Origin of the sequence: Pseudalkalibacillus decolorationis (genome assembly GCF_024609785.1) — a bacterium.
GTDB lineage: Bacteria > Bacillota > Bacilli > Bacillales > Fictibacillaceae > Pseudalkalibacillus > Pseudalkalibacillus decolorationis.
On sequence record NZ_JANHJQ010000033.1, the window covers coordinates 18,509 to 35,184 of the forward strand.

A 16,676-nucleotide genomic window follows, 5' to 3' on the forward strand; every position below is an offset into this window, starting at 1 on the left:
TAAAGAAAACTTTGCTAGCGCCAAGCCTTAGCGCAGGTGATCGCCGTAGTTGCGCTTATACTATAGAAAGTATTTTTATACTTTCTTAACGTGTAAAAAACTTTCTGAATCCCTCCTTTTCTTAATTTTCGGAATTCCATTTTTAACTTAGCATGGCACCATTAAAATTGTACATATGTCGTTTGTTCACCAGTATGTAGATCCTTACAAATCCTGTTATAGAAGGGTTTTAGCCCCTGTGTTGTTCTCCGAGAACAACACAGGGGCTAAAAGTATTTTCATGAAATATTCATTTTATTATTTTGATCGGTGTTCATTTTCCTGAATTGTCCTGGTGTCATACCTTCTGTTTTTCTAAACTTTCTTGTGAAGTTGGCGACATCCATGTAACCGACATTTTTGACGATCTCTTTAACAGGTTGATCTGTTGCCATCAATTGTCGTTTCACCTCTTCCACACGTAAATGCCAAACATACTGCGAAAAGGTAGTCCCGGTTTGTTCCTTCAGAAATCTGCTTAGATAAGAAACTGAAATCTGAAAAACTCCTGCTACCTTTTCCCTACTCAAATCGTACATTCTGCAATGTTCACTAATATAATCCAAGATGTTATCACGGAGGGCAGTGTTATGACTCTCCTTTTCACGTTCGATCTCATTGCAAATTTTAGATACCAGCCTATGAATCTTCTCTTCCAATTGATCCAGGTAATCATACTCAACAAGCGCTTTGACCTCTTGAATGTATTGAGTCATCCCCAACTCTAACAATGTCTTCAAAACGGTGCTGATGAGATCAAAATACATGCACCTTAGCACATGGATCGGGACATCTTTGTTATCCAAGCTATCAATGATTTTTTTCAGTGTGTCGTTTGCAACTTCATGGTCTCCTTGTTTCAAACTTTGAATGAATCTCAATTCCTCTTCGACTGAATACCACGACGTTGTCTCAGATTGCATAGAAATCTCTTCGAAGAAAAGAATTCTTTCAGAGCCTTTTAATAATTTGTATTCTAATGCTGCTGAAGCCTCTATATAAGACCGGTTAATCTGATTGATTTCAGTATAGATTTTGCCGGCCCCGATGATCGGTGTCATTTGGAAGTGATCATTCAACTGTTGCATCAGTTGAACTAGGAAGTCATGTTGACTTTTTTGCAGATTATCAACTTCACCATTTATGCTTACCAATAAAACAACTGTATTATCATGAATCATTTCTAAACCAAAACTATCAGTCTCCCGAATAGAAACCCTCGTCAGTAGTTGTAGTACTTTTTCCCTTTTTTGCAATGATCCCTGTTCAAATCGATTCTCATCGAGAGGAATGATCGCCGTATAAAAATATTTTCCTTCAATCGACATTTGCGATTTTCTCAACATATCTTTGACTTCTTGTTGATTCTTCACCGTTCCTTTTAACAGTTTCAACAAACATTGATCCCTGACGAACGGCTGTTGTGTAGTTACCTTTTTATGTAGTTTTTCACTTTCTTCTGCCATCAGCGTTATCCGTTTCCGAATTTTGGTTAATTCATCCCTTTCTGGCACATCAGAGCTCCCGTTATATCTCATTTTGATATACTCAGAAAGATTGTAAATCGGCCTATATTGCCTGATTGCTAAATAAATCGCAATTCCAAACCCCGATAAGGCGAATAACACCAAAACCAATACAATAATCGATTGTAAGTGCATGACACGTTGATAAAACTGTGCGGTTGGCATAACAGTAATAAACGTCCAATCACTGACCTTTGATTGTACCGTTACGACTGAATACTTTTGATTATTCATTTGTACGCTTGTAACACCCGGTTTACTTAATGCCAAACGGTGGACCTCTTCAGAATGAATAGATGTTCCATGGCTTTCCGAAGATAAGACACGGTTTTCCTTGCCAAAAATATAAACGTTCCCTTTAAAGTCACCTAATATATTTTTTGTTAATCCCGTTAACTCTGACTCTTTAATCAGAAACATCACGGTACCGTATGGAATTGAACTATGAGGTGGAATTGGATATAAGTAAGCAAGTACGCTTTCTTTATTAACTTTATTCACTGTAACTTCATCTGCAGGACGCACGACAGGCTGTGAAACTGTTTTCAAATCTTTCTTCAGTTGAGCAGGGTTCCAGTGATTGAACCGATAAACATTCGTTAGTGTATCAAGTGAGACCCAGCCCTCTGGAGAATAAGCACGAGTAGATCCTCTGTAATATAAAAACAGATTATCAATGAGCGTACTATTTGTCATATACCTGTCCAATTCCTCTACCGCCTGTTTTGAGTAGTAAGGATGGCTAACCTTATAAGGAGTTAAACGTGAATCGAAGGATATTTTCATCGCCATGTTAGCCAGTTCCTTCATACGCGCATCGGTCACTTCTTTGACCTGCTGCAGCTTCTGAATGTTTGATCCTGTGATTTCATCTCGCAAGCTCGTGACAGAATTGTGATAAATATAAGAGCTTAATACAACGAAAGGAATTAAAAAGATTACGATATAAGACAGGAAATACTTGAAAAACAACCTTGAGTTTTTTTTATTCAATCCAATCATCTTTAACCCCCTGTCTAAAGAGTGACTGATTTTTCCTTGCTGAATGTTCTTTTAATTTTACCATCATTGGGTTATTGGTACAATTTAATTTTTGAAAAATTCAATTTATTATTTGATTGTTAATTGCTTCATGCTTAGGAGAAGTTTAGTTGAAGAAGAGAAGGAATTCTATATATGTTAATGAAACTTTAATTAAAGTGCGTGTTCAAAAAGGAGGATAAAAAGAGCCGAGCAGTTCGAGGCGCGACAGTCTCGAGGAAGGCTACTCACTTGGAGGCATCTTTGCTGCCTTGCACCGAGGAAGCTTTCATCGATAGCGTCAACTATTTAGACGCAGGTGCACAATGAATGACTTCGATGATATCAATGCTTCATTGTAATACGTGAGGACCGTAGAGACCGAGTAACGAAGAAATCCGACAGCTATTTTTACCGGACTTTTTGAACAACCTCTTAAACAAACTTATTTTTTGTCAAAGGAGTTGAATGGAGAGCAAAATGAAAAAAATATTAATGAAGTATTTGACTAGATTTACAACACTAAGCGAAGAAGAACAACAGTCAGTCGTTGAAGAAGTACAAATTGAAGAATATAAAAAAGGAACAATGCTCCTTAGACAAGGAGATGTTCCAACTAAATGTTATTTCGTATTGAAGGGATGTGTTAGGCAGTATTCTATAGATGAAACAGGAAAGGAGGTCACATCCAATTTCTACACAGAAGAACAAGCCATTTCGAATTTCAATCATCATAAACAGGATAAGTCATCCGTGTACTCTTTGACTTGTCTAGAAGACTGTATATTGGTCGTTGGTGACCTCGATACCGAAAAGGACATGTATAACAAATACTCACAATTGGAAACAATGACACGCAAGATGATCGAGCATAACTTTGGAGAGGTACAAGATGAATTGGCTTCATTTATTGCATCTACACCAGAAGAACGCTACAAAGCACTATTACAGAAACGACCTTATTTAGTCGATCGTGTACCCCAACATCAATTGGCGAGTTATCTTGGTATTACCCCAGAGTCATTAAGTAGAATCAAGAAGCGAATCAATAAAGATAAATTTTAGGAAGTTGTCATCCACCTTTAGGGACTTTTCCTTTTTGACTTAAATCAAGGGTGCAAATTATTTTGACATTATATATAGTAGTTGGTGCGGTGAACCGTATAATAAATAATTTACAAAATAGGAATTTCCTTAACGTTGTAAATCTATATTTCCTGACACTACCCCATATTGATGTTAGTAAGCGACATTGGATCCTAATTTCAATTTCACTGTTTGGTGTTTTATTTACTTTTCTGTTACAACTAATTAAGATTTGCAGGACAACAACCCTATAGCGAGAAATAAATAGCAAACATACCATGGAGGTGGTCTTAATGGATAAGGATAATTTTGAACTTTATTTGGTAGAAGCTACTATTGAAAATAAGTTGCATCGAACTGTTTATACTGTATCTACCGTACCTGAAGCTTATGACAAATTCATGAGTGAATTAAAAAACAATCAGGATATTCAAAAAATGAAGTCACTTTCTATAAAAAGAGGAATTGTTCCATTAGATGTTTTTAAGTGATCTTTTTTCACACGTTAAGAAAGTATAAGCGCAACTAAGGCTCAGCCGGCGCCAAAGGCTTGGCTTTGCCAAGTTTTCTTTATCGGATTTGATAAAATGTAGTTCAAACCAGAACCTATTACCAATATGGGTTCCTCTTTTTTGCCGAAAAAAAGATGACATTTGTCAACTCGAATGTGCTTGTATGGTTATTATTCTGACCACTTTTACACGCCTTAGTTATTTCGAATGTGCTGTAACAATTGGTCAGATAGCTCGATTATAGAAAGTATTTATATACTTTATTAACGTGGAACAAAGGTTGGATGTATGGTGGATGATTCAAGAGATTACTTGTGAAACCGTGCTAAAGGGACTGACCCAAAACATCGATAAGAAATGATGTTAGACCAGTCCTTTTAAAATCATCTTATTTCATTATAAATGATAGAATGTCCTCTTTAAGACGTTCAGCATGGGTGATGTACAGACCATGTGGACAGTTTTCGTACACGATAAACTGATTATCTGGTATGAGCTGTGCAGACTTTCTTCCAGAAATTTCGATAGGCATAGATTGGTCACTGTCACCGTGAATGATCAGTGCCGGCACCGTAATTTCACGCATTTCGTCTCGAAAGTCAGTCTCGATAATCGCGCTATAACAGTCGAGTACCGCTTTAAGCGAAGTTTGGAGCATATCCCATCTCGTCCATTCCCCAATCTGAGGTGAAACAGAACAATTTGGCAACCCTGCACCGAAAAAGGAAGGTTCACTCTCTGCCAACCATCGCGGAAAGTCCTTTTTCCACTCCCCACGAGTTGTTTCAATGAGGTTAATGTCCATTCCATCCGGGTTATCTGCAGTCTTCAATGGGAAGGGTAGGCTTCCGGCAAGAAACACGACCTGGTCAATACGGTCGCTGCCGTGGCGAGTTAGAAAACGAACAATCTCACCGCACCCCATCGAGTGAGCTACAAGGGTGATTTCACGAAGGTCGAAGTACTCGATTAGTGAACTGAGATCATCGGCTAGCGTATCGTAGTCAAAACCACGTCCCGGATCGTCCGACAGACCATGTCCACGTCGGTCATACGAGATGCAACGATGCCCTTCGCTAATCAACGAGTACATCTGATATTCCCACATCTTAGAGCTCACGGCCCAGCTGCAAATAAAGATAATAGGTTTACCTGTTCCCCAATCTTTATAGAACAGACGGGTGTCATCCTTCGTTTCAAGGAATGGCATAACATACCTCCCTACACTTTTTGATATTGTAATACTTTTAATAGAGATGAAATCGTGGCGAAGTGCATCGTTTCATGGACGATAGCAAAGTTGAAAACCTCTGCAAACGTTTCGAATCTAAACGGACCCATTTCAACCGGCGGATCTATTTGTTTATCAAATGTGCTCGGATGTATATCGGAAATATCAGAAAGCTGCCTTGACAAGTTTTGGATAAGTTCCTCTTTAGTCGGCGCTATTTCAACCCAATCAGATGGCTTGGTTCCTGGTTTAAATAATTGTGCGTAGTTTTCCGAGAGGTTGGAATCAAACGTTAAACCCAGCGACAGAAAATACTCATGAGTGAAGGCAATATGTCCGATATTCCATCTAACCGTATTATTGAACTGGTCCGGTTGAACGTCAAACAACTCCTCAGGAATAGATTGAACCTGGTGAATAACCATCTGGCGAACAGATTTAGCTGTACTAATTAACGCATTTGACATAACAAAATCCCTCCATTTCTATTTTCAAAAAAATTCAAATAACTACAACGTAAGTATATCTGGCCCTCAAGAGTTTATCAATGCAGTGTTTCTTATTATTATGATAAGTTATAATTATGGAAATATTTGAAGAGGTTGTTCAAAAAGTCCGGTAAAGAAAACTTAGCAAAGCCAAGCCTTTGGTGCCGGCTGAGCTTTAGTTGCGCTTATACTATAGAAAGTATTTTTATACTTTCTTAACGTGTAAAAATAGCTATCGAATCTTTCGTTACTCGACATTTTCTTATCCTTTTGAACACGTATTTGAAAGGGGAATACACATGGAACTGAGACAGTTGGAGTATTTCATGGTCATCTGCGAGGAGCTTCATTTTTCAAGAGCAGCTGAGAAAATCATGGTTTCTCAGCCCAACCTAAGCCAGCAAATCAAATTATTGGAGCGTGAATTAGGTGTCCCTCTCTTTAATCGAATCGGCAAACGGATCACCATAACAGAAGCGGGTAACCTATTATATGAGCAGAGCACGCATATCTTCTCACATTTGAAACAAGCCCAGGAAAGCATATCAGAACTGAAGCAAATAAAAGGGGGCTCCCTCACAATCGGGATTTTACCCGGGGATGCTGATCTTATGTTTAATTCTTTACTCCTAGATTTTCACAGTACCTATCCGAATGTTTCCTTATCATTAGTCGAAACAATTAAAGTAGCAGAACAGGTTATTGAAGGAGATATTGATATTGGTATCACAACATCTCCTAATCCAGATGAAAGAATTGTACGAATACCGCTTTTTCATGAAGAGTTTTCTTTAGCGGTTGCGAAAAATACTCCACTTGTAAATAAAATGACCATTCCACTTAAAAGTTTACAAGAAATGAAGACAGTTATGTTCCCTCCTGACCATCAGTGCCGAAAATTAATAGATGAACATTGTCAAGAATTGGGGTTTCGAATCAATCCCAAAATCGAAACAACAACTTTATCTTCATTAATTACTATGATAGAGAAAGGGATTGGGGTGAGTGTTTTACCTAGGCTCTTACTTGAAAATCTTCCTAATGAAAACATCCAAACAATCAAAATTACGAATCCAACACCAAGTCAGGAAATTTGTTTGATTTATCGAACTGATAAATACTTAGGATTTGCTGCACGAACTTTCATAACGGCAATCCAAGACTACATTCAAATGGCAAAAAGTAATACGTTAACTTCTTAACCTACTGACCAACATTCCAAATAATTTCTCAAAAATAGCAATCGAAAAGAAATCAAAAAATATTAAGATGATAAAATTAGTAAAGTACTTAATCAAAACTCAAGGAGGAATACCCTATGACAATAAGACTTACCCCTTATTTAATTATGGATGGAAACGCTAAGGAAGCTATTCAGTTTTATGAACAAGCACTCGGTGCCGAAGTTCTCACAATCGTCACATACGGAGAAATGCCTGATTCTACCCCTGATGATCTGAAGAACCTTGTGGCACACGCAAAGTTACAAGTTGGAGGAACAGAAATCATGCTTTCCGATACTCCAGGTTCGCCTATTCCAAAAGGTAAACAGGTTACAATTTGTATTTCATCTAACGACGTGGAAAAATCAAAACAAATTTTTGAAGCATTGCGGCAAGACGGCCAAGTCAATATGCCGCTTGAAGAAACGTCTTTTAGCCCTGCTTTTGGTGATGTAACGGACAAATTCGGCATAACCTTTCAAATTTTTACTGAAAGTCAAAACTAAATTGCTGATAAAGAGTTGCTCAAAATGATAGGCGACTCTTTTGTTTTTTATTGCACAGTTTTTTCCGTCTACTGCTCATTATTATTTTATTAAGCTAATAGGTTCGTTTTGTGAAGTAAATAAAGCTAAATTTCTCAGTGTTGTAAGTGAGAAATTTAGCTTCACTTATTTTGATTTCCTTTTTGACTGCTAAGATTATTCCGTTCGAGCATTTTTATGAAACATTTTTTTACATAGAATTTTTATTAAATTTTAAATCAATTAGGTGTAAATATTGATACTAAAGGGTAAATTCTTATAAGATATAATACGAGGAGTCCTTATTATGAAGATCTCTTCCATACTCTATCAGCTAGGTGACCGCTTTCTTAAATTGAGGGTCTATGATCTATCTGCTCAAATGGCTTATTATTTTTTAATGTCTATCTTCCCTTTTCTATTAGTGATCTATTCCCTACTTCCTTATTTACCCTTGAAAGAAGATTATATGTTGGAATTAGTTAAGCCTTTTGCTCCTAAAGGGACGTATCACTTAATTGAAAATACTTTATCCTATACGTTGGTTAACCAAAAAAAGAATCTTCTTTCGTTTAGTTTAGTTATTACATTATGGCTTTCTTCTATGGGATTTCAATGCATCAAGAGAATTCTAAATGATGCCTATGCCATACAAGGAAAAGAAAACGTTCTAAAACAAGTGATAGAAGGATTATTGCTTACAATCGGTTTTATGATTGCCATTCTGATTTCTGTCGTAGTCCCTGTTTTTGAAAGAGTGATGAGGCATTACTTAGGGGGTGTTTTCTCCATCGAAAGGTTTCAAAACCTGTGGATTTTTATTCAGTGGGGTATTGGAAGTTTGTTCATCGTTTCCTTTTTTATAGGTCTTTACTATTTTGCTCCTAATATTAAACTTAGAATCGTAAACGTATTACCAGGAGCTATTTTTTCAACGATAGGTTGGCAGATAGTTTCTTTAGGATTTGCCTCTTATGTAAGCCAGAACAACTATTCTGCCGTATATGGTCAATTAGGAAGTATTGTCGTATTAATGCTTTGGTTTTATCTCTCCGCGATGATCATTATCATCGGAGGACTGTTGAACACCATTGTTCATCCTGCTCAATCAGATCAAGAGTAATTCATTTGACTACGAGACAGAAAGGGTTTCATATAAGTACAAATTTATTTTACGGCTTACTATTTGCACTAGCCGTTGCCATCTTTTCAATTTGTAATCTAAAAAATCCATCACATGTATGTAGAGGCTACTGAAAAGCTGTATGATTTTTCAGTTGAAAGTAATTAAAGTCAAGGTTTTTTAATTCTTTCCCATCATTCTTTTCGCCTGTGGTCACCGTACCCTGACACAGGTATGTAGCTGTCTACAATCACCATTCATAGGTTTAACTTGATGGGCTCCCCCTCCTACCCAGTTAAAAACAATTTCCGATTAAGACAATTCCCATCCCGATAAAGAAACTTATAAAGAAGTTTTTTGTGAATTTCATAGTCAACAAACAGAACCAAGCGGCTATCAAATATAATGGTTTCCACTGTAACCCGCTCTCACCGATAAAAAGTGAAAGAAAAACCAAACCTGCAAAAATACCAATTGGAACAAATTTATCAGTAAGGTAGTTAAAACCATTGCATAGACGCTTGAATTTTCCACGATCATAGGAAGAACGGATAATTGTGCTGAACCCGCAAAAGAAAAGATTGACATTAATAAGCTTTCAAATGGAGATAACCCTATTTGAATGGCCATCATTCCAAAAATGCTACCAAATACTATGAAGCTTATCCCCATGGGCAATGCATCTATAATCCCTCGTCTCCAATCATGAGCGTTGGTTTTTCATTGGAAAGATCCAAGTCCCATCGTTCTTCCATTAATTTGGTTCCAGTCCATTCCTTATTCGGCTTTTCTTCAGTTAACGTAAAGTTGTACTTTTGGTAAAGATTACGGGCGGCTTCTAAAATACTAACCGTCCATAAGAATATGTGCTGATAATTTTGTTTTTTACAGAAGTTGATTGCAGACTCCATTAACTTCTTACCTATACCCAATCCTTGGTAACCTTCATCTAATACAAACCATCTAAGTTGTGCTACTGTTTCATTCGATCGAGTAATCGCAATCGAACCGACAATTCCACCGTTCACTTCTGCTATCCATAGATCTCCTCCATCTGAGTTGATCATGAATTCAGTTAAACCTTTCATAACGTAGTATTTAAACATTTTACCAAATTTATAGGTTTTGTCGTAAAGCCTTCCATGGAGGTGTGCTACATAACCGACATCTCCTGGTAGAAATGGTCTTATGGACACTTCTGGTTGAGAAGCATGTTTCTTTGAAAAAATGGATTCAATCGTTTCCATTGAGGTTATGAGTTTGGATTGATCCCGTTTTGCCATGTTTTCAATCATTTTACCCACTTCATGATTGGAGTTTTTAACCAAATCATTTAAAATCTTTACCGTAGTCTGTAGGATAGAGTAAATATTGACGCTAATCGTCTGATGAACGCTTTTTTGAAATCACATTCTCGTCCTCAAAGCCTTGAACAATTCGGCTCATATATCCCCGATCAATTCCAAGAGTTTCTCTAACTTCCGTCGCTGTGCAACCATTCCTGAAATTGATTTCAGTTATGACCTGTGCCTCCGTTAGTGGAAATGGTTGATTATAGATTTTCCTGATCGATTTTACCTAATAAATTTGCATAATACCTGTTGAATTTTCGTGTTTTTTAGATAAACAAGGGAGGGATACACCAATGTGAGAGGTTTGAGAAAGAATCATATTATGCAAAAAAAAAACAAAAATCCCCGGAACTCTCAATGAATTCTGAGGATTTTGTTTGGTATGTTCAACAATTATTCCCTTTATTCTTTTACGAGTTTTTCTTCTTCCATGTATCGGTAGACAGGGACAATATCACCTACATTTACAGGTAAATAGTTGAAGGTGACGTAACTTTCCGATGATTCTGGTTCGAGTGCTAAGGCAATTAGGTTTGCAGCTGGTTGTGCTGAGCTGAATACATAACTCCCTTTAGGGAACAAGTATTTTTGCTCTTCTATTTTGGTTTTGACGTGGTTTAACAGGTGCCCCTGATAGTATTGTTCATCCACCTCTTTGTCAGTGACTTTATAGTGTTCGACAGTCAACTCTTTCGCCTTTTCGAGCTTTTTAACGATTACACCTTGCGTCTCCAGCTTTTGTGCAATTTCATGATAAGCTGGGGGCATAATATAAGCGGTTGGACGTACCCGTTCTAATGTCGGCTCTGCTTCTTTTGAACTGTAATAGTTAACTGGTATCTTCTCGATCGACCCTTTCGCAATGTCGACTACTTTCAGCTGTTGTTCACCCGGTAGCTCTTTACGTTGGCTATCTAACACGATTTTGTCGTTGTTCCCGATTTTCCCACCCTGTCGTGATATCTTGGCTTTTGCAGCTTTAACGACTGCTCTTATTTCTGTCGCACGTTTGGCTGTTGTCTTCACCAAACTTGTGTGCGCGGCTACCATCGCAGTAACCCGACGCTCGAAGTTTTCCCGGCCGATTCCTATTCCCCGGCTCTCGACCAGAATCGTGAAACTTGGTTGAAGTCCGTATGCATTAGTATCTAAACGTGCCTCTAATCCGCCTTCAGCAATTGTGGTTTTCTCCTGTGATCGATCAACAATGTAATATGGAGCAGAAGAAAAGCCTTTTTCCTCTATATCCTTATGTGCGGGTTCGACAAACCAGTTCGTTGACTTGTTACGAATTGTCTTCGGTATATTCAAATTATAACCTGGGGCCAAAAGAATATCATGGTAAGGCAATGCACCCTGTTCACCCACGTCTGGAAATTTACCGGGGACAGTACCATACTCATGAGCACTGATAACTACTTCTGGTTTGAATTGGTTAAATATCTTGTGAAGCGTACGTACTTCTGGAAGTTCAAGCTTAACGTGGTCACGGTTCGCATCTAACCGATTGGCGGTCTGGCGTTGAAAATAGTAAGAACCATCAAGGTTAATTCGTGGGACGATAAGGACATTAATATCTTCAAGAACATTTTCCCCAAGATCACCTTTGGCAAGTTTTTGTGCCATCACGAGCATGGATTCACCACCTGCTGGTTCGTTCCCATGAATCTGTCCTTCTAACATAATCGTTGTTTTACGTTTAAAATCATCGGTATTTTTATCACTACTTGTAGAAAAAATGAGCAAAGGTAACTCTCGACCTTCAAGGGAATGACCTGCAGTTTTCATCTTCATTACGTCACTCGTACGATCGAGTTCTTCCAAAAATGCCATCATTTCTTCTTGTGACGTAAAATTCCACTTACCAGCTTTAAAACCCGGTGTATCAAAATCGATATCAGGCTCTGGATACAATTCCTTCACTTGTTCAGGTTGTTCATAGCTCTTTCCAAAGTAAGGTGTAAAATTCGGATTCATTTGACCCGCTACTGGTGGAGCAGCGTTTACATGTGCAGAGGCTGGAGAAACAGCTTCATTCTGCTTATCAGCTGAAGCCACACTTACCTGCCCTGTACCGAACAATACAGTCGACAGCATAATCATCAGAGTTATAATTGTTAAAACTTTCCTATTCATCCTTATTACCTCCATTTAATAGTTTGATTGACTCTTCTACATTTACCAAATAGGTTTAAATGTGTTGCTAAGATGCGTTTTCTACAGTCCATTTCAACTAGTACCCAATCGGTCTACTACCTAGATTAATTTAGAAACCATGTAGTATTAAATCACCTCTCATGTTCTATATTCACTAACAAGCTTGTCTTACTAGCTTCTATTTCGCGAAAGATGATCCCTTGCGTCGAAAGATGTATATTAGTAAACAGGACTTTTGAAGAATTTTAACACTTAATAGGTTCATAATTAGAATAAATATATGGAGAAAGTAGTAATTAGCTGATGTAGCTATGAAGGACAAATGATTATGATTGGTATATGACATATAAAGAAAACTTGGTAAAGCCAAGCCTTTGGCGCCGGCTGAGCCTTAGTTGCGCTTATACTATAGAAAGTATTTTTATACTTTCTTAACGTGCAAAAAAACCATCTACTAATCAGCAGATGGCTTTTTGATTTACTTTCTTATTCGAATTATTATTAATAAGGAAATTTTTTATCATGCAGAAGGGTGATTGGTGTAATATAAGGTGATACTTTGTTTATTCATTTGTTCGATTTGCGTTTCAAAGGTCTTCACATAGTTCTCAATATCACCCTTCATTGCTCCTAATTCTTCTTTATGTTTACCACCATTCTCAGTAATCGTGTCATGGATAGCATTAATTGTTTTACCTTGATCAGAACTCGTTTCTTCTTTAATTAATTTTTCTAATCTTGTATTTAAATCGATCAAATCATCTAGATGTTTATTAATGTTTTTCGCCTTATAAGAAAGATTATTCGTTTCAAGAATACGGTGGTTTGTTGTAAGTTGATGGACTTCATCCACTTTGGTTAACCTCCTATTTCAAATCAAATAATGCAGAGACCCTCTCATCCTCTTTAAATATTTCCTCAATACTCGTTCGGACTCTTTGAATGAATTTTCGTGATCCTTCAATTTGCCCCTTTATAGAATGGGGAATATCCTCAACAGCATTGGTTTGTAATGGTGAAAATGATTCGTGGGCGTTTATACCCTCTAACTTTTTACTATTTCTTGGGAAGTAGACATGCTTGCGTAAAACATATGTATAAGAGGTAGGGTTAGCTTCCATATTATTGATCTCCCCGATTACAGCTCTTTGGTTTCTTGAAAAGCATTCGTTGATTTCTGAATCAAAAGCCTCTTTATATTGTCTTAACGCATTTTCTTGTTCTTCGATGTTCGCAAGTCCTGATTGATAGATTCGAACTGCTGATGAAATATTGACCTTAATTGTTGTACCGCTAGTACCTTTGGAAAAGAGGAGCAGATCGCCATGACTGTAGCCTTTTCCTTTTTCCCTTCCTATGGCATTCAACATTTCTGCAATACTATGACTATGTCCTATTAACTCGAGTGATCCTTCTGTGTTTTCAACGATACTTTCAAACTTAACCAGCATTTCTTGGTAAATACCCCATAAGTTAAGGAGACTACCAATATCTGTGCCAAGGATTGATCTGGGAGAGAAGTATAAACCTGAAGCCTGGGTATCACGAACACTATCCATTCCTTCAATTACTTCATAGATTTCTTGCAAATCTTTCTCTACCCCGGTAAGTTCCCGAACAACAATTTCCTTTTCTTCCTCTGCCATATAGCCACCTTGAACTAAAGCACCTAAGAGGACATCTGAGTGTTTGATCACATAGTGGATTTTATCGAGAACATGTGGGATTTTTTCCTCAGCATCATTTAGCATCTCGGTTAACTCATTACCACGACTAAAATAAGAAAGTGGGTCTTCCTTAAGGTCCATCATCAAATCCACGTCAAGACCTGTCATAGAGGTAGCAACAGCTTTGAACCCACCATCCTTATAATCATCCGAAAATTGTAAAACGAACTCTTGGACTTTCTGAATCTCTTCATCTGGCAAATCATCTACTAGCACACGAATACCTTCGAATTCTGGATTTGTATCAAAGAATTCCAGATGGCCTACATGAAAAAAACCACGAGTTCCACTTACTCCGTATAACGGATCATCTTTTGAGATCAATTGGTGAATGTTATCTGTAACACCTTTATCATTGTAATACTGGATGGCAAACTCCCTTAGCTTCTCAGGATCGATATCGTAGATGGCATCTCGGTCTCCTGGATAAATATTGAACCTTCTTAATAATCTACGTGCAAACACCGCATCAATTTCAGCAAGCTGATAAACATTGGTTTGAGCACCATTTACACTATATAACTTATCAAATTTACCATCAACCAATCTTAAATTTGTATTATTATTGTGCGCAAGGGAATGGGCTAACCCGACTGATATAATTTCTTTTTTTGAACCACTTTTGCCTTTTATTTCTTTCATGGCTGAATCATAAAATTTTTTTGCATCTTCATATTGGCTACCATCTTTACCAGCAAAGATTCCGATCAGATTATAACCCCAGTCCTTAACATCTGCACTTCCCTCCGAAATTATATATACTTGATTTATTCCATTTTCATTTTGAAAGTGAATAGCCGTACCATCGTAACCGGAATCTGCCTTAATTATGTCATCGGAACGAATGATATTGATATCGACAGGAATTTCTTTACCAGTCTCTTCAAAATAAATTCTTCGGAGTTCTTTTTTAAATTCTGTTTCATCAATATCTTTATAACCTAGATTAGTAATCCGAAGCCTAAGTTCCTCAGTCTTTAAGATTTCTTCATTCCCCATGACTATTCACCTTCTTTTTCATCACCCTTAGTGAATTTAACAGACTTCATCATCATTTTCGCTGTTTCTTCTGACTTCTTCAAATCAATATCGCATGGTTTTTCAACATCCGAACATCCAATACTAAAGTTATAAACAATCCCCTGCTCACTCTCATTTGATTTAATAAAACTAAAATAATTATAAAATGTATCCTTCTCGTCTTCGAATTCGGTCATTGATGATGCAAAATATATCGTTTTATTTGATAAACGTACCTCCTTAAAATCCCCTTCATAATCTTGCATTCCACGAATGAGACTTAATGTATTTTCTTTTGATGTACCAGATTGATAATATTTGGCTATAACAAAATAGGATATATTTTGACCCATTCCCGCTCCAAAATCAATATTCTCAAATCGTTTTTCTTCAATCGAATAAGATTTTTCACTTAGTTTTCCATCCTCAGGAAACAGCATAGTATATCCATTTGTACCAGATCGAAATTTGTAATACCCTTCTTTTACTTCTTCCGTTGAATCCATAAACTTCCGAGTGAATTCATCTTGAAATGCATCCACCTTTGGTAACTCTTCGGCGGATAATTCTTCAGGATCTTTGCTATTTTCTCCACCTTGTTTATTCATTTGACACCCTCCTGCAACCAAAAGTATTACGATTATTATAGAAAAGAAATAAGTGCTTTTTCTCAAGATAGGGACTCCTTTCGCGATAACTCATTGATTGTTATGTATCAGTTTATCACTAGTTACCATATTAATCCATACATCGATATGCTTTTGGAAAATCTGAATGTTACTGTAATAGTAAATAGGTTTGCGACTAAAAGTTCCGCCTCATCATTGGTAAGGTCTAAACATTCACTATAAGAAATTTTCCTATTAAACTTTCTTGTCTTTTTGATCAGTGACATCAACTTTCGTGTTCGTTTCAGTTCTTTTTTTACTTTCAGGATCCGCTAAATCAACAAGAATCATAGTCCCAGCCATTAATAATAATATCCCAGGAACCAAAAAATAGTTTTCCAATGTACATACAAACCCACCTATGGCAGCCAAATATATAAAGGTACTCCCAAGCTTTGGTCTGTTTTTAGCAATAATTGACCCCACAATTCCAAGGACGGAAAACAAAAATGCAGCTAATAATAGTATTAATTGCTGCTTTATATTTGATTCCGACATTTTTTCCTGCTCTGGAACTCCTAAAAATAAATTTCCCAACCGACTAAACGCATCTCCTATCATTGCAAAAGTTTGTGCAAATAAATATCCGTGGGTAATCATGGGAATTAAAATCACTCCAATTATACCTCCAGTTACTCCAACGATTCTTCCAATCTTTAATAACATTCTTTAGCTCCCTTTAGCTTTATATAAATAGGTTATTAAGAAATAATTAATTACTCACTGCTTTCCTGTTTTATTGTTACCTTTTCCAAACGACTGGGTAGGTCGTAAATAACCATGTATTATCCTACCATTATCCACCAGTTAGTTCCATAAAAAGCTAAATATTAACCCAATATTAGTCTTTAATCATCCTACCTTATCCCTATTTATCCCTTTTTTAAAAGGTTTTTTATAAATAGTAAAGAAGTTTAGCAGATACCTATTTTTTGAATCATTTACTGATGAGAGGAGTTTTTTATGAGCAGAAAAGTATT

At 37.0% G+C, this 16,676-nt stretch carries 17 protein-coding genes; 5 read left to right on the top strand and 12 right to left on the bottom strand.

Annotation, left to right across the window (positions count from 1 at the left end):
• Nucleotides 1-278: 278 nt before the first annotated feature.
• Entirely contained in the window at nucleotides 279-2,567 is a 2,289-nt protein-coding gene (locus NON16_RS21820) for a helix-turn-helix domain-containing protein (protein WP_257351512.1), read from the bottom strand.
• Nucleotides 2,568-3,065: 498 nt separating this feature from the next.
• Here NON16_RS21820 and NON16_RS21825 point away from each other — a divergent pair, with 498 nt between their 5' ends.
• Together NON16_RS21825 and NON16_RS21830 are read left to right on the top strand one after the other, a co-directional pair.
• Nucleotides 3,066-3,650, top strand: coding sequence for a Crp/Fnr family transcriptional regulator (locus NON16_RS21825; RefSeq protein ID WP_257351513.1), 585 nt, complete (start codon nucleotides 3,066-3,068; stop codon nucleotides 3,648-3,650).
• 314 nt (nucleotides 3,651-3,964) lie between these two features.
• Nucleotides 3,965-4,162 carry a hypothetical protein gene (locus NON16_RS21830; protein WP_257351514.1) on the top strand — a complete coding sequence of 66 codons (198 nt, stop codon included), beginning with the start codon at nucleotides 3,965-3,967 and terminating at the stop codon, nucleotides 4,160-4,162.
• Between the two features lie 409 nt (nucleotides 4,163-4,571).
• On the opposite strand, the gene NON16_RS21835 is transcribed toward NON16_RS21830, so the two are convergent.
• Nucleotides 4,572-5,393, bottom strand: a complete 822-nt coding sequence (locus NON16_RS21835) for an alpha/beta fold hydrolase (RefSeq protein ID WP_257351515.1) — start codon at nucleotides 5,391-5,393, stop codon at nucleotides 4,572-4,574.
• Between the two features lie 11 nt (nucleotides 5,394-5,404).
• The gene (locus NON16_RS21840; protein WP_257351516.1) at nucleotides 5,405-5,881 is read right to left on the bottom strand and encodes a DinB family protein; all 477 of its coding nucleotides are present in this window, start codon (nucleotides 5,879-5,881) and stop codon (nucleotides 5,405-5,407) included.
• Nucleotides 5,882-6,201: 320 nt separating this feature from the next.
• Here NON16_RS21840 and NON16_RS21845 point away from each other — a divergent pair, with 320 nt between their 5' ends.
• The 3 genes from NON16_RS21845 (at nucleotide 6,202) to NON16_RS21855 (ending at nucleotide 8,772) form a co-directional block, all read left to right on the top strand.
• A complete protein-coding gene (locus tag NON16_RS21845; protein ID WP_257351517.1) occupies nucleotides 6,202-7,104 on the top strand; it encodes a LysR family transcriptional regulator in 903 nt (300 codons plus the stop codon).
• A gap of 116 nt (nucleotides 7,105-7,220) precedes the next feature.
• Nucleotides 7,221-7,631: a VOC family protein gene (locus tag NON16_RS21850; RefSeq protein ID WP_257351518.1), complete on the top strand. Its 411-nt coding sequence runs from the start codon at nucleotides 7,221-7,223 to the stop codon at nucleotides 7,629-7,631.
• A gap of 325 nt (nucleotides 7,632-7,956) precedes the next feature.
• Complete coding sequence (locus NON16_RS21855) at nucleotides 7,957-8,772, top strand: YihY/virulence factor BrkB family protein (RefSeq protein WP_257351519.1); 816 nt, start codon at nucleotides 7,957-7,959, stop codon at nucleotides 8,770-8,772.
• Between the two features lie 295 nt (nucleotides 8,773-9,067).
• Here the strand turns inward: NON16_RS21855 and NON16_RS21860 are convergent, their stop codons facing one another.
• The 9 genes from NON16_RS21860 to NON16_RS21900 form a co-directional block, all read right to left on the bottom strand.
• A complete protein-coding gene (locus NON16_RS21860) occupies nucleotides 9,068-9,229 on the bottom strand; it encodes a hypothetical protein (protein WP_257351520.1) in 162 nt (53 codons plus the stop codon).
• Complete coding sequence (locus NON16_RS21865; RefSeq protein ID WP_308216646.1) at nucleotides 9,169-9,444, bottom strand: AzlC family ABC transporter permease; 276 nt, start codon at nucleotides 9,442-9,444, stop codon at nucleotides 9,169-9,171. The genes NON16_RS21860 and NON16_RS21865 overlap by 61 nt, the downstream gene beginning before the upstream one ends.
• An 11-nt stretch (nucleotides 9,445-9,455) precedes the next feature.
• Complete coding sequence (locus NON16_RS21870) at nucleotides 9,456-10,067, bottom strand: GNAT family N-acetyltransferase (protein ID WP_257351521.1); 612 nt, start codon at nucleotides 10,065-10,067, stop codon at nucleotides 9,456-9,458.
• 82 nt (nucleotides 10,068-10,149) lie between these two features.
• On the bottom strand, nucleotides 10,150-10,341 hold the full coding sequence (locus NON16_RS21875) for a MarR family transcriptional regulator (protein WP_308216647.1): 192 nt from the start codon (nucleotides 10,339-10,341) through the stop codon (nucleotides 10,150-10,152).
• A gap of 185 nt (nucleotides 10,342-10,526) precedes the next feature.
• On the bottom strand, nucleotides 10,527-12,260 hold the full coding sequence (locus tag NON16_RS21880) for a M14 family metallopeptidase (RefSeq protein ID WP_257351522.1): 1,734 nt from the start codon (nucleotides 12,258-12,260) through the stop codon (nucleotides 10,527-10,529).
• A gap of 541 nt (nucleotides 12,261-12,801) precedes the next feature.
• On the bottom strand, nucleotides 12,802-13,134 hold the full coding sequence (locus tag NON16_RS21885) for a hypothetical protein (protein WP_257351523.1): 333 nt from the start codon (nucleotides 13,132-13,134) through the stop codon (nucleotides 12,802-12,804).
• Between the two features lie 13 nt (nucleotides 13,135-13,147).
• Nucleotides 13,148-15,007 carry a DUF6792 domain-containing protein gene (locus NON16_RS21890; protein WP_257351524.1) on the bottom strand — a complete coding sequence of 620 codons (1,860 nt, stop codon included), beginning with the start codon at nucleotides 15,005-15,007 and terminating at the stop codon, nucleotides 13,148-13,150.
• Nucleotides 15,008-15,009: 2 nt separating this feature from the next.
• Nucleotides 15,010-15,636: a hypothetical protein gene (locus NON16_RS21895; RefSeq protein ID WP_257351525.1), complete on the bottom strand. Its 627-nt coding sequence runs from the start codon at nucleotides 15,634-15,636 to the stop codon at nucleotides 15,010-15,012.
• 255 nt (nucleotides 15,637-15,891) lie between these two features.
• Nucleotides 15,892-16,362: a hypothetical protein gene (locus NON16_RS21900; protein WP_257351526.1), complete on the bottom strand. Its 471-nt coding sequence runs from the start codon at nucleotides 16,360-16,362 to the stop codon at nucleotides 15,892-15,894.
• Nucleotides 16,363-16,676: the final 314 nt, after the last annotated feature.

What these genes read in the sequence shown, in the direction of transcription:
- NON16_RS21895 (WP_257351525.1), bottom strand. Translation starts at nt 15,636, where the DNA reads ATGAATAAACAAGGTGGAGAAAATAGCAAAGATCCTGAAGAATTATCC.
- NON16_RS21820 (WP_257351512.1), bottom strand. Translation starts at nt 2,567, where the DNA reads ATGATTGGATTGAATAAAAAAAACTCAAGGTTGTTTTTCAAGTATTTC.
- NON16_RS21880 (WP_257351522.1), bottom strand. Translation starts at nt 12,260, where the DNA reads ATGAATAGGAAAGTTTTAACAATTATAACTCTGATGATTATGCTGTCG.
- NON16_RS21845 (WP_257351517.1), top strand. Translation starts at nt 6,202, where the DNA reads ATGGAACTGAGACAGTTGGAGTATTTCATGGTCATCTGCGAGGAGCTT.
- NON16_RS21830 (WP_257351514.1), top strand. Translation starts at nt 3,965, where the DNA reads ATGGATAAGGATAATTTTGAACTTTATTTGGTAGAAGCTACTATTGAA.
- NON16_RS21870 (WP_257351521.1), bottom strand. Translation starts at nt 10,067, where the DNA reads ATGATTGAAAACATGGCAAAACGGGATCAATCCAAACTCATAACCTCA.
- NON16_RS21850 (WP_257351518.1), top strand. Translation starts at nt 7,221, where the DNA reads ATGACAATAAGACTTACCCCTTATTTAATTATGGATGGAAACGCTAAG.
- NON16_RS21865 (WP_308216646.1), bottom strand. Translation starts at nt 9,444, where the DNA reads ATGGGGATAAGCTTCATAGTATTTGGTAGCATTTTTGGAATGATGGCC.
- NON16_RS21835 (WP_257351515.1), bottom strand. Translation starts at nt 5,393, where the DNA reads ATGCCATTCCTTGAAACGAAGGATGACACCCGTCTGTTCTATAAAGAT.
- NON16_RS21840 (WP_257351516.1), bottom strand. Translation starts at nt 5,881, where the DNA reads ATGTCAAATGCGTTAATTAGTACAGCTAAATCTGTTCGCCAGATGGTT.
- NON16_RS21890 (WP_257351524.1), bottom strand. Translation starts at nt 15,007, where the DNA reads ATGGGGAATGAAGAAATCTTAAAGACTGAGGAACTTAGGCTTCGGATT.
- NON16_RS21855 (WP_257351519.1), top strand. Translation starts at nt 7,957, where the DNA reads ATGAAGATCTCTTCCATACTCTATCAGCTAGGTGACCGCTTTCTTAAA.
- NON16_RS21825 (WP_257351513.1), top strand. Translation starts at nt 3,066, where the DNA reads ATGAAAAAAATATTAATGAAGTATTTGACTAGATTTACAACACTAAGC.
- NON16_RS21900 (WP_257351526.1), bottom strand. Translation starts at nt 16,362, where the DNA reads ATGTTATTAAAGATTGGAAGAATCGTTGGAGTAACTGGAGGTATAATT.